Annotated in this window: 24 protein-coding genes (1 of these 24 running past the window's edge); 13 read left to right on the forward strand and 11 right to left on the reverse strand. The window is 57.9% G+C overall.

Annotated elements, in window-relative coordinates:
• Nucleotides 1–188: 188 nt before the first annotated feature.
• The 7 genes from IMCC20628_RS24500 to IMCC20628_RS00630 form a co-directional block, all read right to left on the reverse strand.
• Nucleotides 189–1,146 (reverse strand): IS630 family transposase gene (locus IMCC20628_RS24500; RefSeq protein ID WP_156174369.1). Its coding sequence is split into 2 segments (ribosomal slippage): nucleotides 189–794 and nucleotides 796–1,146, totalling 957 coding nucleotides; the frame shifts between segments, so codons are not numbered across the junction.
• Nucleotides 1,147–1,415: 269 nt separating this feature from the next.
• Entirely contained in the window at nucleotides 1,416–2,168 is a 753-nt protein-coding gene (locus IMCC20628_RS00605) for an ABC transporter ATP-binding protein (RefSeq protein WP_047028589.1), read from the reverse strand.
• Nucleotides 2,169–2,171: 3 nt separating this feature from the next.
• Nucleotides 2,172–3,380 (reverse strand): ABC transporter substrate-binding protein, encoded by a 1,209-nt coding sequence (locus IMCC20628_RS00610; protein ID WP_047028590.1) that lies wholly within the window; start codon nucleotides 3,378–3,380, stop codon nucleotides 2,172–2,174.
• Between the two features lie 75 nt (nucleotides 3,381–3,455).
• Nucleotides 3,456–4,493 (reverse strand): branched-chain amino acid ABC transporter permease, encoded by a 1,038-nt coding sequence (locus IMCC20628_RS00615; protein ID WP_047028591.1) that lies wholly within the window; start codon nucleotides 4,491–4,493, stop codon nucleotides 3,456–3,458.
• A complete protein-coding gene (locus tag IMCC20628_RS00620; protein ID WP_047028592.1) occupies nucleotides 4,493–5,365 on the reverse strand; it encodes a branched-chain amino acid ABC transporter permease in 873 nt (290 codons plus the stop codon). Before IMCC20628_RS00620 ends, IMCC20628_RS00615 begins: the two co-directional genes overlap by 1 nt.
• 10 nt (nucleotides 5,366–5,375) lie before the next feature.
• The gene (locus tag IMCC20628_RS00625; protein ID WP_047028593.1) at nucleotides 5,376–6,167 is read right to left on the reverse strand and encodes an ABC transporter ATP-binding protein; all 792 of its coding nucleotides are present in this window, start codon (nucleotides 6,165–6,167) and stop codon (nucleotides 5,376–5,378) included.
• A gap of 163 nt (nucleotides 6,168–6,330) precedes the next feature.
• Nucleotides 6,331–7,101, reverse strand: coding sequence for an enoyl-CoA hydratase-related protein (locus IMCC20628_RS00630; RefSeq protein ID WP_047028594.1), 771 nt, complete (start codon nucleotides 7,099–7,101; stop codon nucleotides 6,331–6,333).
• Nucleotides 7,102–7,267: 166 nt separating this feature from the next.
• Between IMCC20628_RS00630 and IMCC20628_RS00635 the strand changes: the two genes are divergently transcribed.
• The 10 genes from IMCC20628_RS00635 to IMCC20628_RS00680 all read left to right on the forward strand — a co-directional run bounded on the left by IMCC20628_RS00635 (nucleotide 7,268) and on the right by IMCC20628_RS00680 (nucleotide 17,027).
• Complete coding sequence (locus IMCC20628_RS00635) at nucleotides 7,268–8,197, forward strand: CoA ester lyase (protein ID WP_047032129.1); 930 nt, start codon at nucleotides 7,268–7,270, stop codon at nucleotides 8,195–8,197.
• Nucleotides 8,198–8,293: 96 nt separating this feature from the next.
• A complete protein-coding gene (locus tag IMCC20628_RS00640) occupies nucleotides 8,294–9,367 on the forward strand; it encodes a MaoC family dehydratase (RefSeq protein ID WP_047028595.1) in 1,074 nt (357 codons plus the stop codon).
• Nucleotides 9,364–10,401, forward strand: a complete 1,038-nt coding sequence (locus IMCC20628_RS00645) for an MBL fold metallo-hydrolase (protein WP_047028596.1) — start codon at nucleotides 9,364–9,366, stop codon at nucleotides 10,399–10,401. Before IMCC20628_RS00640 ends, IMCC20628_RS00645 begins: the two co-directional genes overlap by 4 nt.
• 41 nt (nucleotides 10,402–10,442) lie before the next feature.
• Nucleotides 10,443–11,318: a CoA ester lyase gene (locus IMCC20628_RS00650; protein WP_047028597.1), complete on the forward strand. Its 876-nt coding sequence runs from the start codon at nucleotides 10,443–10,445 to the stop codon at nucleotides 11,316–11,318.
• A 53-nt stretch (nucleotides 11,319–11,371) separates the two neighbouring features.
• Nucleotides 11,372–12,205 carry an SDR family NAD(P)-dependent oxidoreductase gene (locus IMCC20628_RS00655; protein ID WP_047028598.1) on the forward strand — a complete coding sequence of 278 codons (834 nt, stop codon included), beginning with the start codon at nucleotides 11,372–11,374 and terminating at the stop codon, nucleotides 12,203–12,205.
• 87 nt (nucleotides 12,206–12,292) lie between these two features.
• Nucleotides 12,293–13,564: an ABC transporter substrate-binding protein gene (locus IMCC20628_RS00660; RefSeq protein WP_047028599.1), complete on the forward strand. Its 1,272-nt coding sequence runs from the start codon at nucleotides 12,293–12,295 to the stop codon at nucleotides 13,562–13,564.
• Nucleotides 13,565–13,647: 83 nt separating this feature from the next.
• Nucleotides 13,648–14,532: a branched-chain amino acid ABC transporter permease gene (locus IMCC20628_RS00665; protein ID WP_052766237.1), complete on the forward strand. Its 885-nt coding sequence runs from the start codon at nucleotides 13,648–13,650 to the stop codon at nucleotides 14,530–14,532.
• On the forward strand, nucleotides 14,529–15,536 hold the full coding sequence (locus tag IMCC20628_RS00670) for a branched-chain amino acid ABC transporter permease (protein ID WP_047028600.1): 1,008 nt from the start codon (nucleotides 14,529–14,531) through the stop codon (nucleotides 15,534–15,536). Before IMCC20628_RS00665 ends, IMCC20628_RS00670 begins: the two co-directional genes overlap by 4 nt.
• A complete protein-coding gene (locus IMCC20628_RS00675; RefSeq protein ID WP_047028601.1) occupies nucleotides 15,533–16,330 on the forward strand; it encodes an ABC transporter ATP-binding protein in 798 nt (265 codons plus the stop codon). The genes IMCC20628_RS00670 and IMCC20628_RS00675 overlap by 4 nt, the downstream gene beginning before the upstream one ends.
• On the forward strand, nucleotides 16,323–17,027 hold the full coding sequence (locus IMCC20628_RS00680; protein WP_047028602.1) for an ABC transporter ATP-binding protein: 705 nt from the start codon (nucleotides 16,323–16,325) through the stop codon (nucleotides 17,025–17,027). The genes IMCC20628_RS00675 and IMCC20628_RS00680 overlap by 8 nt, the downstream gene beginning before the upstream one ends.
• Before the next feature lie 131 nt (nucleotides 17,028–17,158).
• On the opposite strand, the gene IMCC20628_RS00685 is transcribed toward IMCC20628_RS00680, so the two are convergent.
• The 4 genes from IMCC20628_RS00685 to IMCC20628_RS00700 all read right to left on the reverse strand — a co-directional run bounded on the left by IMCC20628_RS00685 (nucleotide 17,159) and on the right by IMCC20628_RS00700 (nucleotide 21,736).
• Entirely contained in the window at nucleotides 17,159–17,677 is a 519-nt protein-coding gene (locus IMCC20628_RS00685) for an OsmC family protein (RefSeq protein ID WP_052766238.1), read from the reverse strand.
• 12 nt (nucleotides 17,678–17,689) lie between these two features.
• Nucleotides 17,690–19,627 (reverse strand): tripartite tricarboxylate transporter permease, encoded by a 1,938-nt coding sequence (locus IMCC20628_RS00690; protein WP_047028603.1) that lies wholly within the window; start codon nucleotides 19,625–19,627, stop codon nucleotides 17,690–17,692.
• A 99-nt stretch (nucleotides 19,628–19,726) separates the two neighbouring features.
• Nucleotides 19,727–20,806, reverse strand: coding sequence for a hypothetical protein (locus IMCC20628_RS00695; RefSeq protein ID WP_047028604.1), 1,080 nt, complete (start codon nucleotides 20,804–20,806; stop codon nucleotides 19,727–19,729).
• Nucleotides 20,807–20,857: 51 nt separating this feature from the next.
• Nucleotides 20,858–21,736: a fumarylacetoacetate hydrolase family protein gene (locus tag IMCC20628_RS00700; RefSeq protein WP_047028605.1), complete on the reverse strand. Its 879-nt coding sequence runs from the start codon at nucleotides 21,734–21,736 to the stop codon at nucleotides 20,858–20,860.
• A 94-nt stretch (nucleotides 21,737–21,830) separates the two neighbouring features.
• Between IMCC20628_RS00700 and IMCC20628_RS00705 the strand changes: the two genes are divergently transcribed.
• The 3 genes in view from IMCC20628_RS00705 to IMCC20628_RS00715 are tightly spaced (at most 23 nt apart) and all read left to right on the forward strand, a layout consistent with a single transcriptional unit that may run on beyond the window.
• On the forward strand, nucleotides 21,831–22,562 hold the full coding sequence (locus IMCC20628_RS00705; RefSeq protein WP_245307845.1) for an FCD domain-containing protein: 732 nt from the start codon (nucleotides 21,831–21,833) through the stop codon (nucleotides 22,560–22,562).
• Nucleotides 22,559–23,302 carry a sulfite exporter TauE/SafE family protein gene (locus tag IMCC20628_RS00710; RefSeq protein WP_047028606.1) on the forward strand — a complete coding sequence of 248 codons (744 nt, stop codon included), beginning with the start codon at nucleotides 22,559–22,561 and terminating at the stop codon, nucleotides 23,300–23,302. The genes IMCC20628_RS00705 and IMCC20628_RS00710 overlap by 4 nt, the downstream gene beginning before the upstream one ends.
• A 23-nt stretch (nucleotides 23,303–23,325) precedes the next feature.
• Nucleotides 23,326–24,165 carry the 5' portion of a fumarylacetoacetate hydrolase family protein gene (locus IMCC20628_RS00715; protein ID WP_197078369.1) on the forward strand. The gene runs 96 nt beyond the window's last position, so 840 of the gene's 936 nt are visible here — the first part of the coding sequence; the start codon lies at nucleotides 23,326–23,328; the stop codon falls past the right edge of the window.

The raw sequence follows: 24,165 nt of genomic DNA on the forward strand, positions 1-24,165 counted from the left end.
CGTCAGCCAGGAAAACACTGCAGCTGCGATGAAGCGCATCGTGCGAGGGTTTGACGACGCTGACGTAGAAAATTCATCCAGGCGTGAGAGTTTGTCGGCTTCGACAAACACGGCCTCGGGGACGCAATGGTGCGGGCTTTTCCTTTCGCACCCCGAACTGCGTTGCGCAGAGCTAGAGCATCGTACGTTTAATCCGGCGCATAGCCTGCTGCCTTGAAATAGTTCCAGCATTCGGTTCTTTCGAAGAGATGGCAGATAGAGCCAAGTGCGTCTGAAAGCGCGTCGAATGTTCTGGCGGCCGCGGCTCTCAGATGTGCCTTGCTCTTCGAGAAAGCCATTTCGATGGGATTGAGATCTGGGCTGTAGGACGGAAGGAACAGGAACCAGGCTTTGCTTTCCTTCAAGATCTCGGCGGCTTTTTCGCTTTTGTGAACGGCGAGGTTATCCAGGATGACGACGTCGCCGGGCGATAGGGTCGGGGCGAGTTGTGTCTCGACGTAGGTGTCGAAGGATATGCGGTTCATGGCGTGGTGAATGATCCACGGAGCGGTCAGGCCATGGCAGCGCAGGGCGGCGATGAAGGTCTGCGTGCCCCAATGACCGAATGGTGCATCCATATGCAGCCGCTCACCGCGCGGGCAGCGCCCGCGAAGACGCACCATTTTCGTATTCACCGATGTTTCATCAATGAAGACAAGACGATGCGGTTCGAGCCGCATCCTCGGCTGTCGCTTGGCGATCCAGACATCACGAGAAAGCCGCACTGGCGCGCGGGCGCGTTCGGATGCCATCAGCGCTTTTTTTATATGTGAACCCTTCCGCCACCAGAATGCGCGACAGGGACGATGGCGGAACGCGAACGCAATGCGTCTCGTCAAGCTTGTCGACCAATTCCGGCATCGTGATATCGGGCTTTTTCTCGACTTCGGCAATCAGGAAGGAGCGGTAAGCCGCAAGCTTGCCGCCGCCCGGCGGGCGGCCTTGGCGCGGTGGCGACACAGACCCGGTCTTGCGGCGATGCTGCATGACACGGATCGCCGTGCTGTCGCCGATGGCGAAACGACGTGCTGCTGCCCGGCAGGAATGCCCGGCCTCAACCATAGCAATGACCCGTGCTCGGATATCTACGGAATGCGGTTTGCCCATGAGACACCTCCATTCCCGAAACAACCATGAAACCGAACGAAATGGAATCCCACCTGATTCACGTTTCGTGACCGATGCTGTAGCGGCGCTGGCGCCACGTCAATGCATGCTCCTTGTCAGAGATGATGAAACCCCGGCGATCACACGATTCCATTTCATGTTGAGTGGCTCTATGCCTTCAACCGATGCTGTGAAAACCATAAAGGCGACGCAATTTGCGTCGCCTTTATTGCGCTTGGGAGGCGCGACCTGACGGCTCGCAGAGCGGTTCAGGCTACTTTGTCGGTATCGATACCGAGATAGAGTTTCTGGATGTCATCGTTTTCGGCGAGGTCACGTGTTGTGCCCTCGAGCGCCACACGGCCGTTCTCCAGAACGTAACCGTAGCTGGCATATTTGAGCGCGATGCTGGCATTTTGTTCCACCAGCAGCATGGACACTTTCTTTTCCCTGTTGATGCGGGAAATGATCTCGAAAATGTTCTTGACGATCAGCGGGGCGAGACCGAGCGATGGTTCGTCAAGCAGAATGATCTTCGGATCCGCGACCAGCGCACGTCCGATGGCGAGCATCTGTTGCTCACCGCCCGACAGCAAGCCGGACGGCTGATGCCGTCGTTGCGAAAGGATCGGGAAAAAGGAATAGACCTCGTCGAATGCCTCTTTCCTCACCCGCGCAGTACGCTGGGCAAAGGTAGATGCAATGAGGTTTTCCTCGACTGTCATGTCTGTAAAGACATGGCGGCCTTCACGGACATGGAAGGTTCCGCGCCGCACGATGGTGTGCGGCGCGAGTTTGGCGATATTTTCGCCTCCGATGCGGATTGAGCCGCTGGTCACGCGGCCGTTCTCAAGCGGAAGGAACCCGGAGATGGCCTTGAGGGTTGTCGTCTTGCCGGCGCCGTTGGCTCCAAGCAAGGCGACGATGCTGCCTTCCGGCACGTGCAGGCTGACGCCTGCGAGTGCCTGAATGACGCCCTGATAGACAACTTCGAGATTCTGGATTTCGAGAGCAGCCGCCATGACTCAGTTAACCTTCATCCAGTCGGAGACAGGAACAGGAGTCCACTCACCATCGACATTACTCCAGCGGATAACCTGACCGAGTCCGACTTGCTGACCGGTCATGGTCACAGGTGCGCCGACCATTCCGCCGGTGTCCCAGTCCTTGATGCTGGCCATGGCAGCAGCAAGATTGGTGCCGTTGATTTCCTTGCCTTCATCAATGACCATTTCGAAAGCCTTGGTGGCCATCATGCCGTTCATCCAGCCATCGAGGAAGCCGAGACGCACGTAGCCGTCGAAATCCGGGTTCTTGGCAACCTGGATGTCGTTGATGATTTTCATCATCTCGCCATCGGTGGTCTTGGAGTTGACGTTGAACACGTTGATGCCAACGAGGCCTTCAGCGATGTCAGCCAGTTCCAGAACCTTTTCATGCTCGTTCTGCCACATGGACCCCATGAAGACAGTCTCATCCATTCCGTAGTCGCGCACCAGGCGGATAACCTCGGGCCAGACGGCAAAGGAATAGCCGTGGACCAGAACATGGGTCGGCTGAGCCTGCCGGATAGCCAGGGCGAAAGCACTGACATCGGTTTCCATGAACTTTGTCTGCTGTATGAGCACTACTTCGATGCCAAGCTTTTCAGCACGCGCCTTTGCTTGCTCGATACCGTCACGTCCCAGCGAAATGCTGGAATGCATGATGGCCAGCTTGGCGTCCTTGCCAGCTGATTGTGCCACATAGTCGACCAGCAGTTCGAGCTGGTTGCCGTAGGTTGCACCGGCAACGAAATAGTAGGGATAGTTTTCCTTGTCGGCGAGTTCGGATGCGAATGATCCGCCGCCGGTCAGGATTTTCTGAGTGACGTTGTTTTCAGGCGAAATCGCCTGGATCATCGTGGTGGAATCACCGAAGACGTAGTCGACGCGTCCGGCTGCCAGTGCCTTCTTGTAGGTCGCAATGGCAACATCGGGCTTGAAGGTGGTGTCGTGGATCTGCAGGTCGATCTTGCGTCCGCGAATGCCGCCATTGCTGTTGACCCAGTCAACATAGGACGTGAAGCCTTCGCCCTGCGGGATGCCGCCATAGGAAGCAGGTCCGGTCAAATCGACATGGACGCTCCAGTTGATGGTGTCTTCCTGGGCAAATGCCGAGCCGATACCGCCGGCTGCGCCGGTCATCGTCAGGGCGGCTGCCGCCGAGATTAGAAAATTGCGTCTTTTCTGCATGGTTTCCTCCACTTGTTGCGATCAGGTGATCGCAGGTTGCTCCCGTTTCGTCTGCCAAATGGCAGCCGAAGCTTGTTACTGCGCGGTATTGCGGCGCAGATAGTTTTGGCGGATGCGTGCCCAGATGTGGGCGATTCCGCGAGGTTCGAAGATCAGAAAGGCCACCATCAGGAACCCGAAAATTGTCTCGCGGAGCGGCACAAGGAAGCTCGCGGTATCGATGGAAAAGAGATCGCCGGTGCTGAGCACGACCTGGCTGAGTGCCTCCGGCATCAGGGTCATGAACAGGGCACCGAGAATGGCTCCCAGTGTTGATCCCATTCCGCCGATGATCACTGCTGACAGGAAGAATACGGATTGCATCAGACCGAACTGCTCGGGGTTGACGGTGTGGTTGAAGTAAACCAGCAACCCCCCAGCGACGCCTGCGTAAAATGAACCCAAGGCAAACGACACGAGCTTGTACCAGACGATCTCGACGCCGAGCACTTCAGCAGTCAAGTCGCGTTCGCGGATGGCGATGAACGCGCGGCCGACGCGGGATTTGATCACGTTGACGGCAAACAATGTCGCGCAAACCGCTACGAAGAGGATCAGGTAGTAGATGCGGCCTTCGGTATTGAGTGCCATTCCCAGCACTTCTGGCGGTGCCACGGTGAGGCCGACATCGCCATTGGTAACGCTTTCCCAGTGAACGAAAACAAATTGCAGGATGAACTGTGCGGCCAGGGTGGCAATAACCAGATAGAGGCCGCGGATGCGCAGTGACGGCAGGCCGAATCCGATCCCGATCACCGCAGCGGCAAGTCCGGCCAGCGGCAGTGTGATGTAGACCGGCAGGCCCAGATGGATCTGCAGCAGTGCTGTTGTATAGGCCCCGACACCGAGGAAGGCAGCATGGCCAAGCGACAGCAGGCCGGTATAGCCCATCATGATGTTGAGACCATGGGTCGCAATGACATTGATGCCAAAAATGCAGGCGAAGTAGATCCAGTATCGCGGGGCAACCAGCGGCAAGATCAGGAGCAGCGCCAGAAACGTGCTGTTCCAATACAGGCCTTGTCTGGCTGATGGGCGGGAAGCTGGAACGGTTGTGGTTGTTGAATTTGCCATCAGATTCGCTCGATTTCCTTGGCGCCAAACAGACCGGTGGGCCGGAAGAGCAGCACCAGAAGGACGAGGATGTAAGGGGTGATTTCGCGGAATTCGCTGCCAATGAACAAGCCTGTGACGGCTTCAAGCCAGCCGATGATGAGGCCAGCCACTAGGACGCCACCGATGGAGTTCATGCCGCCAAGGATGACCACCGACAGGACATTGAGTGCGACGGCACCGAGATGTGGCGTCAATGAATTCACATTGGCCATAAGAATGCCGCTGATGCAGCCGGTCATCGCCGCGATTGCCCAGGCAAAGGCCACGATCTTGCGGACGTCTATCCCCATCGAATAGGCGGTAATCTGGTCAGCAGCCGCTGCCCGCAGTGCCACGCCGGCGCGGGAATAGCGCAGGAAGGCAATCAGGCTGAGGACAATTACGACGGCTATGGCAAAGGCGCGGGCGGTCTTGCCCGGTATGAACAGGTCGCCGATCCAGACAGGGTCGCGGGCCAGGATCGCCGGGATCTGAAGCTCGTTGGCTCCCCAGATCATCGCCATGATGCCGCGCAGGATCGAACCGATGCCGAAGGTGACCATGACAATAGCGATGTAGGGGCGCCCGGCCATGGGCCGCAATGCAAAGCGTTCAATCAGCAGCGCTATGATCACCGAACCGACAAGCGCAGCAACCAGGCCAAAGAAAATGCCGAAGGAGAAAGTGACGGCCGCTGTGTAGAATATATAGGCAGACATCGTCATCATTTCACCGGCGGCGAAATTGAAAGTCTGGGAAGATTTGAAAATCACCACGATGCCGAGAGCGATGAGCGCGTAAACGCCGCCTGCGGCGATTCCGACTGCTGAGTATTCTAGAAAATATGCCATGTTCAGGTCCCTATTCCGCCGCTACCGATGAGGTTTCTTCCTCATCCCCGACGCCGAGATAGGCGTTGATGACTTCAGGATTGGTTCGGATTTCGTCGGGTGTGCCCGATGCAATCGGCTTGCCAAAAGAGAGCACCACCACCTTGTCGGAAATTTCCATGACCATGCCCATGTCGTGCTCGATCAGAAGAACCGTTGTCTGCCAGTTACGGCGGACATCGAGAACGAAGCGGCTCATTTCGCGCTTTTCTTCCCGGTTCATCCCGGCGACCGGCTCGTCAAGAAGCAGAATTTTCGGCTTCATCACCAAGGCGCGAGCCAACTCGACCCGTTTCTGCAGGCCATAGGAAAGGTCTTCGACCGGGGTGTGGGCAACGTGGTCCAGTTCCAGCAGCCCGATGATGTCTCTTTCAATCTCAAGGCCCAGTTCGCGCTCTTCGCGACGGGTCATCGGCAACCGGAAGCCTGCGGACAGTACGCCGCTCTTGAGCTTCGTATGAGCACCGAGTTTGACATTGTCGAGGACGCTCATGCCGTGAAACAGAGCGATGTTCTGGAAGGTCCGTGACATGCCGCAATAGGCGCGGGCTGCCGGTTTCAGGCCGGAGATATCCTGGCCGTCCAGAACCACTTTGCCCTGATTGGGTTTGTAGAACCCGGAAATGACATTGAAGAGGCTGGTCTTGCCTGCGCCGTTTGGTCCGATGACTGCGGTGATTTTTTCCGCCTCGGCATGAACGCTCACGCCACTGAGTGCGTTCACTCCGCCAAAGGAAAGCTGGATGTTATCGACATGCAGCATGATCAGCGATCCGCCACTTTGTGACGCAGACCGGACGGGTCCTGTTCAATTGATTTTTTCATTCGCTCCTCCAGCGGCCCGCCTCCAAAGCGGGGTATTTCAAAACTCTAACAGTTGTTCGAAAAAATGTCATCACCCTTTGTTGTGATGGCCCAAAGTTTAATTAACTGCCTGAATATGTTGGCTTATTCTTGTTTATGAAGGCCGTCATGGCGGTTCGCCTGTCCTCTGTTTCGAACAGCAGATAGGCTGCGCGACGCTCAAGCATGAGTGCCGCGTCCAGGTTTATTTCCATCCCTGCGAGCAAGACTTGTTTGATCTCATCCACAGCGAGTGGTGGCATGGCAGCGATGGTCCCTGCGATGGAGATGGCTTCGGCGACGGCGCCATCACCATCGACGACCTTGCTGACCAGGCCGGCATCAAAGGCTTCGCGTGCGGACATGGTTCCGGCGGTCAGAAGCATCAGCATGGCGCGATATTTCCCCACTGCCCGGACCAGCCTCTGTGTGCCGCCGGCGCCGGGCATGATGCCGAGACGCACCTCTGGCTGTCCAAAAACGGCAGCCTCACCTGCGACGATGATATCGGCATGCATGGCGAGTTCGCAGCCGCCACCCAGCGCATAGCCATCGACGGCAGCGATCACCGGTTTGCGGCAAGTACGAATGGCAGCCCAGTTTTGCTCATCGTTGCGTGCCATCATTTCCGCCGCACCAATATCAACCATGCTCTTGATATCTGCACCGGCGGCAAAGGCCTTCATATCGCCGGTCAGGACAATGGCGCGAATGGAAGGATCGTCGGAAAGGCGATTGAATTCGTGCCTCAGTTCAGCGCGCAATTCCGGGCTGAGCGCGTTGCGCGCTTCTGGCCGGTTGAGCCGAAGAAGTGCGACATGCTCTACGGGGTAGTCCACTAACACAAGATTCATCGGATCCTCGGGGGTTGGCGAATAGGGCTTTACGAATTCAAATTCTAACGCTAGTTAGATTACATGAAGAGAAGGCCACTCGTCAAATGTGAACGTTGATTGTGTGTCACTCTCTTGCCGGAGCATGTATGCCGGAATGGTTTTCCACATTGCAGGAGTTCGCTTGATGTCACCGAAACCAAAAAGATTGAGACGCTGTCAGTTGGCGGTCCCGGGCAGCAGCGTCAAAATGATGACCAAGGCTGCGTCGCTTGATGTGGACCATATCTTTCTCGATCTTGAGGATGCAGTCGCACCGGATGCCAAAGTTCCGGCGCGCGCCCAGATCGTCAAGGCACTCAACACGTTGGATTGGGGCGCGAGCGTACGCTGTGTCCGTATCAATGATCTCGATACCAAATACGCCTATGAGGACATTATTGAAGTGGTGGAGGGGGCTGGCGCCAACCTCGACACAATTCTGGTGCCCAAGGTCAAGTCGGCCTGCGATGTGCGGTTCGTCGAAAGGCTGCTGTCGCAGATCGAACTCAAGCTTGGATTGACGCGGAAAATCGGCATCGAGGTGCTGATTGAAGAAGCCGAGGCAATCATGAAAGTCGAGGAAATCGCGGGCGCGTCTGATCGGCTCGAGGCGCTTGTTTTCGGCATGGGCGACTATTCAGCCTCACAGGGGATCGACCCTTATGCCGTGTCCGGGGACACGGGATATCCGGGCGATATCTGGCATTACGCGCGTTACAAGGTGATTGTCGCCGCGCGTAGCTTCGGCCTTGACGCCGTTGATGGTCCGTTCGTCAATTTTCGCGACGGCGACTATTTCCGCACCGAGTGCCGACGTGCCAAGCAACTCGGCGCGGTTGGCAAGTGGGCGATCCATCCCAGCCAGATCAGCATTGCCCAGGAAGTGTTCAGCCCGACCCAGGCCGAAGTCGACAAGGCGCACAAAGCGGTTGCCGCCTACCGGGAGGCGCAGGCGCAGGGTCTGGGCGCGATCCAGGTTGATGGGCAAATGGTGGACGTGGCAACGGTTCGCCTGGTCCAGGGGATCATTGACCAAGGCGAAGCCATCGGCATGAAGCCTTCCGCAGGCGTGTAAGCCCCAAAGGTTTGCCTTCCAGATCAATCGAGATAGCCGCTCGTCCGGCTATCTCGCTGCCGGAGAATTTTCGGCGCGAGACAGGTGTGAAAAGCGATGACAAAAGCGTCCGAAGGCAACTTCTTCGAAGATTTCAGCCCAGGAATGAGCATATCTCATGCGGTGCCGCGCACGGTGACCACGGGAGACGTTGCCATGTATAGCGCATTGTACGGCATGCGCTTTGCGGTTCAGTCCTCCGACGCATTCGCCCAGAGTTGCGGGTTGCCGCGGGCGCCGCTCGATAATCTTCTGCTGTTTCATGTGATTTTCGGGAAAACCGTGCCGGATGTGTCGCTCAATGCCGTTGCCAATCTCGGCTATGCGGAGTGCCGGTTTCTCACACCTGCCTGGCCGGGCGACAGCTTTCATGCACGCAGCGAAGTCATCGGCGTGCGTGAAAATTCCAACGGCAGCACCGGCATCGTCTATGTCCGGTCGACGGGCTACAATCAGCATGGCGATGCGGTGCTGAGTTTTGTCCGATGGGTCATGGTCAACAAGCGGGACAAGACTTCGCCCGCGCCGCAGACCGTCATCCCCGAACTTGCGTCCCACGTTCCTGCCGGCGAACTTGCCATGCCCGAGGCGCTGGATTTTTCACGCTACGACCCGGTTCTGGCGGGCAGCCCGTACTGCTTCGACGACTACGAGATCGGCGAGAAGATCAACCATATCGACGGCATGACGATAGAAGAAGCCGAGAGCCAAATTGCCACGCGGCTATATCAAAATACAGCGAAGGGGCACTTTGACGCTGTATTGCAGCGCTCAAGCCGCTTTGGCCGAAGGATTGTGTATGGCGGCCACGTCATGAACCTGGCGCGGTCGCTGTCCTTCAACGGGTTGGCCAATGGCGCATTTGTTGTCGCCATCAATGGCGGGCGTCACGTCAATCCTGCCGCTGCCGGAGATACGGTCTATTGCTGGTCCGAGGTTCTGGGCAAACAACCGGTTGCCGGTCGAACGGATGTCGGCGCTCTCCGGGTGAGAACAGTGGCGACCAAGGACAAGCCATGTGCTTCGTTTCCCGACCCGGCGACAGACGATTCCGGATCGGTGCTGCTCGATCTTGATTACTGGGTGTTGATGCCGCGGCATTGCGGCGAAGATCGCGGTGAAAGCCAGTGAGTGTTTTGTCGGACGCGTTGCAGTTTCCCTACGACCAGGCTCCTGTCCCCGGCGAGGTGACGGAAATCGCCGAAGGGCTGTACTGGGCCTACCTGCCGCTGCCGTTCCAGCTCAATCACGTCAATGTCTGGTTGTTGAAGAACGAAGATGGCTGGACAGTCATTGATACCGGGTGCGTCACGCCGGCCATCAAGGAGTGTTGGGAAAAGCTGCTTGCAGGGCCGATGCGCGGGGAGCCGGTGCGCACCCTGATCGCAACCCATGGACATGTTGATCATATCGGCCTTGCCGGCTGGCTGGTCGACCGGTTCGGGGCGGAATTTGTCGGTACTTTCGGTGAGTGGAACTGGGCTCGCATCAGTCACACCCGCGATATTCCCGGCTCGAACTCCGAACATCACCGGTTCATGCTCAACCACGGATTTGACAAGGCAGGTGCCGAGTTGATGCTGACCAGCCGTCACCGTTTCATGGACATGGCGACCACAATACCGGGAGCGATCACCGAAATCAGGGATGGTCAGACCATCCACTTCGGCCAGCGCGACTGGCGTGTGATCGTGACCCGCGGCCATGCCTACGAGCATGCTTCGTTTTATTGTGAACGTGACAATATCCTGATCGCCGGGGATCATTTGCTGCCCAGGATCACACCGGTGATCGCCGTGTACGAGATGTTGCCGAATGCCGATCCGCTGGGCGATTATCTCGACTCATTCGCACAGTTTTCCGACCTTCCCGACGATGTGCTGGTGCTGCCGTCGCATGGTCGGCCCTATCGCGGTATTCACGTTCGGATCAAGCAGTTGCGGGACCACCACACTGAACGGCTGGACGCCACGATCAGCCATCTGCGTCAGCCGCAACATGCGCTGTCGCTTTCGAAAGTCATGTTCCCGCACGTGGAAGGGCCGGAGAATATAGGCTTCGCTCTCGGAGAGGTTCTGGCCCACATAAATTATCTGGTTCACGATGGCGTTGTCGGCGCTGTCAGCGACGAGCAGGGTCACATGATTTACGAGAGCCTTGCCTGATCCCGTATTTCCCTACCCCCTTAACAGAATCCGGTCCTGTCATGCAGTCTTCAATCCGACCCCGTCGTTCCGTTCTCTACGTTCCCGCTGCCAACGCTAAGGCAATGGCCAAGTCCGGCACACTCGATTGCGATGCCATTGTCTACGATCTCGAGGATGCGGTTGCTCCGGGCGCAAAAGCCGACGCCCGCGAGGCGCTGAAGGCGTATTTTGACGCCAATCCATCCTCGACGAAACAGCGGGTCATTCGTGTGAATGGCGCCGGGACAGAATGGGGCGCTGAGGATTTCAAAGCTGCGGCCGCCTGCCGGCCGGATGCGATTCTTTTGCCAAAGGTCGAGCATCCGCTGGGCATTCTGAGTGCGGCTGCGGAGCTTGATCGGCTGGGGCTGGAGGGGGTGCAATTGTGGGCCATGATCGAAACCCCGCTCGGCATTGTCAATATCGGTGATATTGCGCGTCTTGGCGCCCAGCCGGACTCGCGACTGGTGTGTTTCGTCGTCGGCTCCAACGATCTCGCCAAGGAAACCGGCGTGCCGCTTCCAAAAGGCCGCTCAACGCTGTTGCACTGGTTGCTGCAGGTTGTCATCCATGCCCGCGCCTATGGGCTGGATGTTGTGGATGGTGTCTACAATGATTTTCGCGATCAGGCTGGATTTGAGGCGGAATGCGAGGAGGGTGTGGTTCTGGGTTTTGACGGCAAGACCCTCATCCATCCCTCGCAGATAGCCTTTGCCAATCAGGCGTTTGCACCGTCGCCTTCCGAGCTGGCTGAGGCGCAACGCATTGTTTCAGCGTTTGCGCAGCCCGAGAATACCGACAAGGGGGTGATTGCGCTCGAGGGAAAAATGGTCGAGCGCCTGCACCTTGATATTGCCCGGAAAACGCTTGCGAAGGCGGGATCTACGCAGGCGTAATTTGTGCCGGGTCGGTTCCGCGACAGGCGGTCTAAGTCAAGCTTGGGAGTGCTATGATGAATGTAACTTTTGATTTCACGGGAAAGGTCGTTCTGGTCACTGGAGCGGCGTCGGGAATAGGACGCGCCACGGTCGAGGCGCTGGTCGAGGCTGGCGCGGCGGTGGGTATTGCAGACATTCAGGGTGACGAGGTTGAAGCCTTGGCACAGACTATTCGCGGGCAGGGCGGGGCGGTCGTTGGACTCCCGCTTGACGTACGTGATGCCACCGCAACGGAGCGGGCGGTTGAAACCCTCGAGGCAGAGCTGGGGCCGATTTTCGGTCTCGTCACGGCCGCCGGCCTGTCGCGGCCTGCTCCTGCTGAAGACATGAGTGAAGCCAGTTGGGATCTGGTTATGGACACCAATCTGAAGGGCATGTTCCTGTCGTGTCAATCGGCCGGCCGGCGCATGCTCGACCATGGCGCGGGCGCCATCGTCAATATCGGATCTGTCAATTCTCTCGGCGGGTTTGCCGGCCGGTCGAATTACTGTTCGTCTAAATTCGGCGTGGCTGGCCTGACCGATGTCCTGGCGATCGAGTGGGGCAGGCGTGGCGTGCGCGTCAACGCGGTTGCACCGAACGGCGTGGATACGCCTCTGGTGCGCCAGGGAATCCCGCCCAAGTTTGTCACAGACGTGCTCGACGACCGGACGCCGATGGGGCGTATGGCGCTTCCCGGCGAGATCGCATCAGTGGTGCTGTTTCTGCTTTCCGATGCGGCGTCCTATGTTTCCGGCAGCATGCTCCGCGTCGATGGCGGGCTTTGCTCGGGCTTCTACACCCGCAGCCAGGGTGCGGATCTGGCCTCTGCGGCGCTTTTGCGGGACGGCGTCTACTCAGAATGAGTTGCTAATCGATTTGGCTCTTGAGCTTCAATTGACAGGGTTCAAAAATCTAACTATCGTTCGAAAATTCTTGAGGAGGAAGCATTCATGATCAACAACATCACTCGACGCAATATCATCAAATCGCTCGGAGTCTTCGGTGCAGCCGGAGCGCTCGGTACCTTGGCGCGGCCGTCGCGCGCTGATGGAAACCCTATCCGCCTGGGCTTGATCTCACCGCTCAGCGGATCGCAAGAAGTGATCGGTCGCTACCAGTTGGCGGGCGCCACCATCGCCGTCAACCAGATCAATCAGGCCGGCGGCGTCATGGGGCGCCCGCTGGAACTGGTCACCCGCGATAGCAAGGCCGCACCGGCAGCCGGTGTCGCTGCAGCAAAGGATCTCGCCGGAAGCGGTGTGAACCTGATGCTCGGCGTTCTCTCGAGTGGTGTTGCGCTGGCGATCTCGCCCACCCTGCAGGCAGACAACTCCATTCTGGTGGTGTGCGCGGCTTCTGCCAACGAGCTCACTCACGAACAGTTCTCACCGAATTTCTTCCGTACCAGCGACCATGCCTATTCGCGTCAAAGGGCGCTGGCCAAACTGGTGGCCGAGGATTCGTCGGATGTCGAAGACTGGATGATGATTGCCCCACAGACGGCAATCAGTCAGTCGAACTGGGATTCCTTCGTCGATGGCATGACGGAATTCTACGAGGCGCACGACAAGACGCTTAATATCGGTGATCCGATCTGGACCAAATACGGTGCGACGGACTACAAGAACGAAATCGTTGAGCTGATGCGCAGCCCTGCCAAGGGTCTGTATGCCGGTGTTTATGGTGGCGATGCCGTGACCATGTTCAGCCAGGCGGCGGCCTATGGCCTGACCAAGAAATTCGACGTGATGGTCGATCCGGGTAGTGAGTTCATCATTGCGCAGGCAATGGGCAAGAACACGCCGGAAGGGATCTGGTCCGGTTTCCACTGGTACTATGGCGCCTATGAAGGTCACAAGATCAACGACGATCTTTACGCTGCATATGTCAAGGAAACCGGCGATCCGCATCCTGCAGGCTATATGGGCGAGGCGCATGCTTCGGTCCTGGCCTATGCCAGCGCCATCCAGAAGGCCGGCAGCACCGACACCGACAAGGTGATAGCAGCGCTCGAGGATCTTGAATTCGACAGTTGCAAGGGCATGCGCAAGATCCGCAAGGAAGACCACCAGGCCATCTGCGATCTCAACATGGTCCAGTTCGGTCCCGATGACAGTGAACAGGGCTGGAAGGTCACCGACTACCGGGTGATCAAGGATGACGGGCTCAGCGAACCGGCAGCTCCCGGTCAGCCAATCGAGTTCAACTTCAAGAAGGGATGAAGGCGACCTTGCCTTATCGTGTCTGATCTTGCAGACGACCCGCGAAGTGTCTGCTTCGCGGGTCAATTATCGGGTGATTTCAATTGCTGACCTATATTCTCAGTCCGCTGTTTAACGGCCTGTTCTCAGCCATGGTGGTGTTTCTCTTCGCCACCGGGCTGACGCTGATATTCGGCATCCTGCGGGTCCTGAATTTCGCCCATGGCGGGTTCTTCATGATCGGCGCCTATGTCGCCTTCTCGCTGGTCTCGCTGTTTGGTTCCACCGATTCGATGCTCTCCTACCTGCTGATCAGCGTGGCTTCCGGGCTGGTGCTGGGTACAATCGGACTGGTGGTCGAGCGCTTCGTCTTCCGGCCGTTGCAGAAGGTCGACGAGGCCTATTCGCTGATTGCCACCTATGCACTGCTGCTGCTGACCGAAGGTGCGGTCAAGGCGATCTGGGGCGTTTCATTCCATAGCGTCGCCGCGCCGGAAGCGCTGGCCGGTATCTATATCGTCGGCGACCTGTTCATGCCGACCTATGCGATCTTCGTTATTGGTCTGGGGATTGCCTGCTATCTGGTTCTGGAATGGGCGCTGCAGCGGACCGAGACCGGCAAGCTGACCCAGTCGATCGCCAGCGATCCGTGGATGGCGCAGATGCTGGGCGTCAATGTACCCCGGTTCTACACATGGATCGTGGTTTTCGGATTTTTTCTCGCCGGAATTGTCGGCGGGCTTCTGCTTCCCAACCAGACAATTTCGCCCAATCTCGCCAGCACCTTCGTGGTGCAGGCATTTGGCGTTCTGATCGTCGGCGGCATGGGCAATATCCGCGGCACTTTCCTAGCCGCCATCCTGCTCTGCGTGATCGATTCTTTCGGATCGGTCTATTTCTCGGAAGTGCCCGGAATGTTCTTCTACTTTGCGATGGTCTTTATGTTGCTGCTACGTCCTGAGGGTCTGGTGAAGGGATCGCGGCTATGAAACAGCGCTTTCAATCCAACCTCGTCAGAGACCTTGGTATCGGAATTGCCTTTATGGCGGTCATGCTGGTGCTGCCCTCGGTGGCGGACAAGGGCATCGTATTCGTCGCCGGTACACTGGCACTGCACATTGTTTTCGGACTGAGTTGGAACCTGATGTTCGGTCAGACCGGGCTTGTCAGCTTTGGCCATGCTTCATTTTTTGCCCTCGGCGGGTACTGCTATGCGTTGCTGGCCAGGACGTGGCCCGACATGCATCCATTGCTGACCTTGTCCGCTGCAGGCATGTTTGGTGCGCTTGTTGCCCTGCTGGTCGGAATTGTCGCATTGCGCCGTTCGCTCGGCGTCTATTTCGCCATCCTGACGCTGGCGCTCGCCCAGATCGTCTATTTGTGCCTGTCCTATATCCCGCAATTGGGTCGTGAGGACGGGTTTACCGGAATCAGCCGGCCGATGCTGGACCTGGGTGTGGTCGCGTTCGATCTCGCCGAAGGGAACAATTACTACTACTTCATGGTTCTGGTCTGCGGTCTTCTCGGCGGCTTCATCTGGTGGGTCATTCACGGCCCTGTCGGCCGACGCTTCAAGAGCATCGAGCAGGACCCGGTGCGGGCCGAATTTCTCGGTATCAATGTCTTTGCCAACCGGCTGAGTTCATTCGTGATGGCGTCTGCGCTCACCGCGTTGGTTGGAGCGCTCTATGGCCCCTGGTTGCAACTGCTGACCCCGGAAGTCGCGCATTGGTCTTTTTCTGCGCGGCCCATCCTCTATGCGCTGCTTGGCGGGGTGCAGAGTTTCTGGGGCCCCGTAGTCGGTGCGATCGGGTTCTCGATTCTCGAATATGGAACACGGACCATGCACGGGCTGTCGGAGATTGTCATCGGCTCGACATTGCTGGCGGTGGTGCTGCTGTTCCCGGGCGGCATACTTGGCGGGTTGTCGCGGCTTCGTTCCAGATTGTTTGGGAAACGGCCAGGCAATACAGCAGAGGAGCCCGCGGAATGAGCAGCGCACCCTTATCCGCATCCGCCATGCCGATCCTCGATGCCCGCGCCATCGTCAAGGATTATCCCTCGGTCAAGGTTCTCAAGCAGGTTGATCTTTCTGTCATGGAGGGTGACACGCTGGCTGTCATCGGCCCGAACGGTGCCGGCAAAACGACTCTCTTCAAGGTGCTCAGTGGCGAAGTTTTTGCCGACAGTGGCATCGTTTCCTACGACGGCAGGGATATCACTCGCATGCCGGCATGGCGGCGGGTCCGTGAAGGTTTCGGCCGATCTTTCCAGGTTGCCAGCGTGTTTCTGGACCTCACTGCGGCAGAAAACGTGCTCGTTGCCGTGGAGGCCTATCTGGCTCAAAAAACGCCTCGTTCGAGCGTCCGGATCGGCTGCCGGCCGGCTGCGCATGTCCGCGAACTGGTGGACGAAACGCTTGAGGAAGTCGGGCTGGCCAGCAAAGGTTTCCATCAGGCACGGTTTTTGTCGCACGGCGACAAGAAACGGCTTGAGCTGGCAATGAGTCTGGCGCTGCGGCCGCGTATCCTGCTGCTCGACGAGCCGACCGCCGGCATGGCGCCGGCGGATCGTCAGGCATCAATCGAACTTATCGCCGCGGTCAAGGCGCGTCATGGCATGACGGTTGTCCTGACCGAGCACGACATGGATGTGGTCTTCGGCCTGGCCACGCGGGTGGTGGTGCTGCACCACGGCGAACTGATTGCTTCTGGCACAGCCGATGAGGTTCGCCAGAATCCGCTCGTGCGCGACGTCTACCTCGGAAGCGAGACAAACTATGCTTGAAGCCGGACCGCTCAACCTTTTTTATGGCGACAGCCATATCATCCAGAACGTCACGGTTTCGGTGGCTGACGGCGAGGGTGTCGCCATTCTCGGGCGCAATGGCGCCGGCAAGACGACCCTGTTCAAGGGCTTCATGAATGGCGGCCCGAGAGCTGAAGGGCCAATCGTTCACCGAGGCAAGGACATCACCGGACTTGCTGCCTTTGCCCGCGCCCGCCGCGGACTCGGGCTGGTGCCGGAAGACCGGCGCATCTATCCGCATCTGACTGTGTCGGAAAATATCCAGATGGGACGTCACGCAGTGCGCCCCGGGATCGAGCCCTATACGCTTGAGGAAATCTTCGGTTTCTTTCCGATGCTACGCGAGCTTCAGGACCGGCTTGGTTTCGAACTCAGCGGCGGTCAGCAGCAGGTTCTGGCCATCGCGCGCTCAGTCTTTTCGCGGCCGGATTGCCTGCTGCTGGATGAACCGACTGAAGGTGTAGCCCCGGTCATCGTGCAGGACATCGCGCGGCAGTTGTCAGCGATGCGCAAGAACAATGGCATGACGCTTCTCCTGACGGAGCAGAATGTCTGGTTCGCCCGCGCCTGTACCGACCGGCTCTATCTGCTCGACAGCGGACGGATAGTGTTTTCCGGCGACTGGAAAGAATTCGACGCGGATCCGGAGCTGAAAACGCGCTATCTGGCTGTGTGAGGTTTTTGCTTCGCGATTGCGGATATCTGTATCGTTAGGCAAGGCGCTGAAAGCGCAAGAGGCGGTGTCGTTTTCAACAACGACACCGCCTCTGACATTTGTGTAAGGATGTTTAGCTCTGTCTCAGAGCATCAAGCGACGCTGCCTGCATAGTCGGCGGCCGGCCGCTGCACCCAGCTGACATCCATGTCGACCTGGGCTGCGTGAAGCAGGTTCATTACCGGGCAACGGAATTCCACGTTCTTGCGCAGTTGCTGGAAGCGGGCCTCGGTTTCATCTGTGTAGACAATAATATCCAGTTTTGCGGTCTCGAAATAGGGACGTATGCCTGGAACGCCCTTGGGACCGCGCACGTCGATCTGGCTTTCGCAGGCAAAATCGACGCCGGAATAGCTGAATTTCATCGCAGTCGCGACACCATTGATAATCACGCCATCGCAGCCGACAAGCGCCACGAGCACAGTCTCCAGAGGGCTGGGAGCCGTATTTGTCCCTCCCAGCGAGGCAGGTTCGTCGGTATAGACCGGGTCGAAATCACGGACCTGGATCTTGGTTCGCGTGCCGGCAGCATTGGTTGCCTTGACGTGTCGAATGCCGATTTTCTTGGTGGCGGGGTCGATGGAAGGTTCGATGATGTCCTGGTCGATCATGATAAGTCCTGTTTAGCTAAGGCCGGTGAGAACACCCACGGGGGCATCCCCGCGGAGAACGTTGAAGAGTAGCCAGACGATGCCGAAGACCACGGCGCCGTAGATCAGGCCGGGAACAAGTCGCATGCTGGCGCGGGCAAACAGCATCCACAACAGCAAGCCGATGGTCGGGATGGTGAACCCGATTGCCCAAAGCGCAACCGCATAAACCACCAGAACGATCAGAATCAACGGTTCCTTGAACTGGCTGCCCGTGGATGGGGCGTAGTCGCGGATTGCCCGATACAGCAACCAAAGCGACAACAGCAGTCCCGGGTACAACGCCAGTGACGGCATCAGGCGGGATGATGCATTGAACCCCGTCATCTCCCAGATAGCATAGGCGAAGGCTATGGAGACCAGCCCGGAGAGAATCAGCGATATTGTCTTGTGATCCTCGGCGGCGGGAAGGTTGAGCACCTCGGCGGCTGTGTCGGCCTTGGCTTTGCCGCGGTTCCTGAGCCAGCGGTAGATGTTCAAGATCGCCGGGATTGCGATGAACGAGGCTATGATCAGCACTCCCGGGCGCAGCAGCCAGGACCAGCCGTGGATCTGGTTGGAGAGCCAGAAATACTGCTCCATCGGAGACGCAAGCACAAATCCGACAAGGGCTGGCGCACGCGGCCATTCGGCGTGTTTCATCATCCAGCCCAAAGCCCCAAGGCCAAACAGCATGAAGATGTCGCCCATGGTGCTGGTTGCCTGATAGGCTCCGACAACCATGATGAGGATCAAGGGGGCTGCGATGATGCCGAACGGAATCCGTGTCAGTTTGGCCAGGGTTGGAGTTATCGCAAAACAAATCGCCGCACCGACGACCGACGAGAGCGCAACCGACCAGACGATCAGAAACATCAGATCAGGGTTTTGGGAGATCATCCGGGGACCGGGATAGTATCCAAACGAGAACAGCGCGCCGAGGAAAATCGCGGCGGCAGGGCCTCCGGGGACGCTGAACAGCAGCGTTGGCACAAGATCGGCGATAACCGTTGCGTTGTTGGCGCCTTCTGAGGCCGCAATGCCGCGAATCTCACCCTTGCCGAATTTCGATTTGTCCTTGGTGGATCGGATCGCGTGGCCGTAGGCGACCCAGGTCGAGGCTGAAGCGCCGACTGCGGGAACGAAGCCCCCGAAGACGCCGATGATCGAGGCACGCAGCACCAGCCACCGGTTCTTCCAGAAATCGCTGAAACCGGCGCCCCAGTTGCTCACCGTGATCGGTGTGTGTGAAATGCCGCCACCTGCAGCAAGCATCGAGATTGCTTCGGCCACGCCGAAAAGTCCCAGAGCGACGATGGTCAGGGAGAAGCCGTCGAGAAGATAGACCTGCCCGAAGGTGAACCGGAAATCGGCTGCTGCCGATGCAGGACCGACAACTCCGAGGAAAAGCCCGAGGCAAGCGGCGGCAATGCCTTTTGCCAGATCCTTGCCAATCATCGAACTTGCAAAAAACAGTCCGACAAAAGCAAACATGAACAGTTCCGGCGTCCCGAGCATCAGCACGATGGGCCCAGCCACGGGAATGGCGACCAGCAGGATCACGGCGCCCATCAATCCGCCAACCATGGAGGAGAGAAATCCGACGCCCAATGCGCGCGCCGCTTCGCCCTGTTTGGCCAGCGCATGGCCTTCAATCGCGGTTGGTGCGGAGGCCGGCGAACCGGGCGCGCCTAACAATACCGAAGTGATCGTGTCGGACGTGTAAACGACTGATACGGCGCCAAGCAGCATCGCAAGGCCGGAGAAATCGTCGAGATAATAGATGAAGGGGAGAAGTATCGAGACTGCGGCTACACCGCCCAATCCGGGCAGCATACCAAAAACCATGCCGACCAGCATGCCTCCGAACAATGCCAACAGGCGAACTGGATCGGTGAGCGCATCCAGTGCAGAGAAAACGTGCTCGAGCATTCAGAGGTGACCTTTTGGAGAACCATGACGACGTTCGCGGGTTTTGCGCAGAATGGTCAGGATCCAGGCGCGAGGCCTGGATCCTGTGTCATCTTTGTATCAGAACTTGACGCCGAACTTGGTTGTCAGCAGGTTCTTGAGATAGGCACGCACTTCGTCTGAAGGCGAGAGAGCCGCTTTGATAGCTTTTTCGGTCGCGGGACCGGCACTCAGGCGGGCACCATTGGTGACCTTCTGGCTTTCGGCCTGAAACTCAGGATCGGCATTGATGTCAGCCACGGCCTGGGCAAAGATATCCAGCACTTCCTGTGGTGTGTCGGGCTTCATGTAGCCGGTCAGGCCATAGGCATAGGTAACCGAAGCGATGCCCTGAAAGGCTTCCCACTCGATGCCCGACGGTGCTTTGCCGTTCAACTGCTCATAGACTTCATAGACAGAGGGCAGTTCCGGCGCGATCGGATCACGCTGGGTAAGCTTGCCATCCGCATCGGCGCTGCCGCCTGTCCAAAGCGGGACCGCGGTGCCTTCTTCGACAGATGGCACAACTTGCGTCAGATAGACTGGCGTGAACTGGTAGTCGATATTGACTTCACCCTGCTCGAATGCGAGCCGCACCGGACCCCGGCCATTGAAGCCCAGCACCGATTTGACGTCCAGACCCAGCAGTTCGAAAGACAAAAGCCCCGGCAAATCGGAAGCAGCGGCTGCAATGCCGCCATAGACCAATGGCGTTTTCGAGGATTTGATGTCCGCGGCGCTGGTTACGCCGGTCGATGGCGACGTATAGGCCACCGCGCTGAACGGGTGGCTGTAGGCGACGCGGTAGTCAGCGAGCTTGTATTCGACGCCCTTCTGACCAAGAACAAAAGGGTTCGCAGTCGACGACGTGGTGAAAAGGATCGTGGTCCCATCTGACTTGGCGTTCTGTTCAAACCAGTTCGCGCCGAGGATGGAGCCCCCGCCGGGGCGGTCGATGACATTGATCTCGGGATTGCCAGGCAGGTGCTTTTCGAAATAGGGCTCGAGGAACTTGGCTGACACAAAGGTCGCTCCACCAGGTCCAAATGGCACGATGACGTCAATTGATTTGCCGGCGAAGTAGCCTTCTTGTGCATTTGCGGCTCCTGCAGAGAGCCCGATGACGGCCACCAAAGTGGCGATAGATGTTGCTGTTTTCATGATTTCGTCCTCCCGTTTATATTATTGCAGCCGGCCTCCCGCGAACCGCGTTCAGCCGATTACATTGTGCAACTCGCCCAGACCCGTTATCCGGACGGTCATGTGATCGCCTTCTGTTAGGTATTTTGGCGGGTTGAATCCGATGCCGACGCCCTCTGGCGTGCCCGTGGCGATGATATCGCCAGGCAACAATGTCATCGTTGCTGAGATCGTTTCAATCAGCGTCGGAATGTCAAAAATGAGATCGGCAACCGAGGCCTTCTGACGGATCTCGCCATTTATTTCGGTTTCAAGCTTGAGCTTCGAGACGTCACCTACTTCATCTGCGGTCACGATGTAGGGCCCCATGGGGCAAAAGGTGTCGATGCCTTTGCCTATGACCCACTGATTGTGACGTCGCTGCAACTCACGCGAAGTCACATCGTTGATGACGACATAGCCAAACACATGGTCATAGGCTTTGTCTTTGGCTACCTGAAAAGCGCGGGTGCCGATAATCACGCCAAGCTCGCCTTCGTAATCGACTGTTGCAGTCGGGTCGAGAGAACCTCGCACCACTGCTTCCGGTCCAACGATACTGGTGGTCGCCTTGGTGAAAATAATCGGCGCACTCGGTACGGCCTCCTTGCCGCTGGAATCAAACCCACTCGAGTGAAATTCCTTTGCGTGCGCGAAGTAGTTCTTGCCCACGCAAAATATGTCGCGTCGGGGATCGGGAACCGGTGAAAGAAGAGTGACGTCAGAAATGGGAACGCGCGGCGCTCCACCGGCGCCCATTGCCTGCCAGGCCTGAATGCCCGGGGAGCCTGCCTCAATCAGTGCGCGAACAGCATAGGCGGCCCCGTCGCCTTCGGCACAGACAACGATCTGATCGTCATCTATAAAGCCTGCACCAATGTTTCCGTCTTTGCTAAATGTGACTAATTTCATTTTCTCGACAGAATCCCTTTTTAACGATAAATTGAATTTACATATATAATCTGACCTGTCAAACAGACTCTACTGCACGCATGAGGTTGCAACCGTGAACAAGGCCATTGCCGCATCCCCACCATCGCTCGAAGTGACGGGCGTTCAACTCGTCCCCGGCGGAACTCTCGCCCAGGCGGCCTACCGGGCGCTGCGGACGGATATCCTCAGCGGTACCCGTCCTCCGGGTGAAAGGCTGCGGATCGAGAAACTGAAATCTCTTTATGAAATAGGACCGACCCCGCTCAGGGAAGCATTGCAAATGCTGGCAACCGATCAGTTGGTGATCGCTGAGGACAATCGTGGTTTCACCGTGGCGCCGCTTGAGCCCGACGAGTTTGCAGATCTTAACATAGCCCGGACGGCCATCGAGCTCTCGGCGCTGCGATTGTCCATCGAGCACGGAGATGCGGAATGGGAGGCAAGTGTCGTCGCTGCAAGCTATTTGATGCGAAAGCAAGACGATGCACTGGCACGTTCCACCTCCGGCGTGCCTGATGCATGGGAAGCGGCTAACACCGGTTTTCACACGGCGCTGGTGGCAGCCTGCGGATCACGCTGGTTGCTGAAACTGCGGGCCAGTTTGCATGATCAGTGCGCGCGCTATCGTCGCGCCTCGGTCTATCAGAAGCTCGGTCAACGCGATCTGTGCGTGGAACACCAGGCGATTTCGGAAGCTGTTCTAGCCCGCGATGCTGATCGGGCCTGCGATCTGATGACTTGGCATTTTGCGCTCACGGCGGCTGGTCTGGCTGATGCATCTCCACAGCAGGCTGTTGGTAAATGACCCTGCAAATCGCGCTGTTTCTTGTTGCCGGCCTCTTTGGCGGGATCGTCAACGCGGCCGCTGGCGGCGCGAAATTATTTGTGTTTCCGATGTTGCTTGCGGCCGGGCTTCCGCCGCTTGTCGCCAACGCGACCGGGACAGCCGGCGTCTGGCCGTCGCAACTGGCTGCTATCTGGGTGTTTCGCGAACATCTGCGCGACAATATCCGCGGTCTGATAGGTCAGATGCTGCCAGCATTGGCGGGAGCCTTTTGCGGGGCCCTGGCATTGATCTGGTCCTCGGAAGCTGCGTTTCTGGCTGTCATACCTGTTTTGCTGATCATCGCGGTGGGGGCAATTCTTCTGGGAAACCGGCTTGCCGAAATCGCCCAGCGCCTGTTTCCCGGTGACAGGCTGAAACCGGTCACCGGTTTTTTGCTGTTTGCTAGTGGGGTGTATGGCGGTTATTTCGGCGCAGGCTATGGTTTCATTCTGCTGGCCGTTCTGTCGGTGACGGGGCTTGGGCTGCGGCAGGCAAACGCCAGCAAGAACCTCTTTGCCTTCTGCATGAATACAATTGCGGTGATTCCGCTGAGCTTTTCCGGGCTGATTGACTGGGTTGCGGCAGGCTCAGTTCTGACCGGCTCGCTTATCGGTGGCTATTTTGGTGCCCGGTTGAGTCAGGCTGTTCCCGAGAAATATCTGCGTGCCGGCGTGGCTGGCGTGGGGGTAATCCTGACGGCTTCTTTCTTGCTGAGATAATGGAGACGATTATGCGGATTTGCATGTTTGAAGTGAACACTACGTGGCGGCTTGGAGTGATCGAGAACGAGACCGTGATCGATCTGGTCGCTGCAGGAGCTGACGCCGGCGCTTTTGCGGATGTCACAAACTTCATCCTCGGCGGAACTGCAGCCATGGATGCTGTACGCCAACTTATACGGGACGCTCCGGAAACAGCCCGCCACAGCATTGACGCAGTGCGGTTGCTGGCGCCGATCATGCCTTCAACGGTGCTATGCGCCGGCAGCAATTACCATGCTCACAACGCAGAAAAACTGAACACGCCGCTCAGTGGCAAGGAACCCGAGTTCTTTCTCAAGACTGCCGATTGCGTCATCGGGCCGGGTGACGGGATCGTATGCGATCCAAAACTCACCCGCAAACTGGATGCGGAGACCGAGTTGGCGATAGTCATCGGCAAGCCTGGCCGCCACATCACGGTCGAGGATGCGCTGGATCATGTTTTTGGCTATACCGTTTCCAACGATGTCACTGCACGCGACCGGCAGGTGCGCCAGACACCGGAAGGATTCACCTGGTATGAATTAGGCAGAGGCAAGGCGTTTGACAGCAGCCTGCCTTTGGGGCCTGTCATTGTCACAGCCGACGCCTTGCCAGATCCGCAGGCGCTGACGCTTCGCACGCGAATCAATGGCGAGTTGCGTCAGCAGGCGAACACTTCAGACATGATCTGGACATGCGCCGAGTTGATCCACTTCTTCTCTATCAGTTTCACCCTGAAACCGGGCATGGTGATCCTTACAGGCACCCCCGCCGGTACCGGATGGTCTTCCGACAAGGAACTCGGTGGCAACTGGACCCCGGCGCCGGGATTGATTGCC

Origin of the sequence: Hoeflea sp. IMCC20628 (genome assembly GCF_001011155.1) — a bacterium.
Taxonomy (GTDB): Bacteria; Pseudomonadota; Alphaproteobacteria; order Rhizobiales; family Rhizobiaceae; genus Hoeflea.

Excerpts from the sequence above, each read along its gene's own strand:
- IMCC20628_RS00605 (WP_047028589.1), bottom strand. The coding sequence starts at position 2,168 with ATGGCGGCTGCTCTCGAAATCCAGAATCTCGAAGTTGTCTATCAGGGC.
- IMCC20628_RS00610 (WP_047028590.1), bottom strand. The coding sequence starts at position 3,380 with ATGCAGAAAAGACGCAATTTTCTAATCTCGGCGGCAGCCGCCCTGACG.
- IMCC20628_RS00615 (WP_047028591.1), bottom strand. The coding sequence starts at position 4,493 with ATGGCAAATTCAACAACCACAACCGTTCCAGCTTCCCGCCCATCAGCC.
- IMCC20628_RS00620 (WP_047028592.1), bottom strand. The coding sequence starts at position 5,365 with ATGGCATATTTTCTAGAATACTCAGCAGTCGGAATCGCCGCAGGCGGC.
- IMCC20628_RS00625 (WP_047028593.1), bottom strand. The coding sequence starts at position 6,167 with ATGCTGCATGTCGATAACATCCAGCTTTCCTTTGGCGGAGTGAACGCA.
- IMCC20628_RS00630 (WP_047028594.1), bottom strand. The coding sequence starts at position 7,101 with ATGAATCTTGTGTTAGTGGACTACCCCGTAGAGCATGTCGCACTTCTT.
- IMCC20628_RS00635 (WP_047032129.1), top strand. The coding sequence starts at position 7,268 with ATGTCACCGAAACCAAAAAGATTGAGACGCTGTCAGTTGGCGGTCCCG.
- IMCC20628_RS00640 (WP_047028595.1), top strand. The coding sequence starts at position 8,294 with ATGACAAAAGCGTCCGAAGGCAACTTCTTCGAAGATTTCAGCCCAGGA.
- IMCC20628_RS00650 (WP_047028597.1), top strand. The coding sequence starts at position 10,443 with ATGCAGTCTTCAATCCGACCCCGTCGTTCCGTTCTCTACGTTCCCGCT.
- IMCC20628_RS00655 (WP_047028598.1), top strand. The coding sequence starts at position 11,372 with ATGATGAATGTAACTTTTGATTTCACGGGAAAGGTCGTTCTGGTCACT.
- IMCC20628_RS00660 (WP_047028599.1), top strand. The coding sequence starts at position 12,293 with ATGATCAACAACATCACTCGACGCAATATCATCAAATCGCTCGGAGTC.
- IMCC20628_RS00670 (WP_047028600.1), top strand. The coding sequence starts at position 14,529 with ATGAAACAGCGCTTTCAATCCAACCTCGTCAGAGACCTTGGTATCGGA.
- IMCC20628_RS00675 (WP_047028601.1), top strand. The coding sequence starts at position 15,533 with ATGAGCAGCGCACCCTTATCCGCATCCGCCATGCCGATCCTCGATGCC.
- IMCC20628_RS00680 (WP_047028602.1), top strand. The coding sequence starts at position 16,323 with ATGCTTGAAGCCGGACCGCTCAACCTTTTTTATGGCGACAGCCATATC.
- IMCC20628_RS00685 (WP_052766238.1), bottom strand. The coding sequence starts at position 17,677 with ATGATCGACCAGGACATCATCGAACCTTCCATCGACCCCGCCACCAAG.
- IMCC20628_RS00690 (WP_047028603.1), bottom strand. The coding sequence starts at position 19,627 with ATGCTCGAGCACGTTTTCTCTGCACTGGATGCGCTCACCGATCCAGTT.
- IMCC20628_RS00695 (WP_047028604.1), bottom strand. The coding sequence starts at position 20,806 with ATGAAAACAGCAACATCTATCGCCACTTTGGTGGCCGTCATCGGGCTC.
- IMCC20628_RS00700 (WP_047028605.1), bottom strand. The coding sequence starts at position 21,736 with ATGAAATTAGTCACATTTAGCAAAGACGGAAACATTGGTGCAGGCTTT.
- IMCC20628_RS00710 (WP_047028606.1), top strand. The coding sequence starts at position 22,559 with ATGACCCTGCAAATCGCGCTGTTTCTTGTTGCCGGCCTCTTTGGCGGG.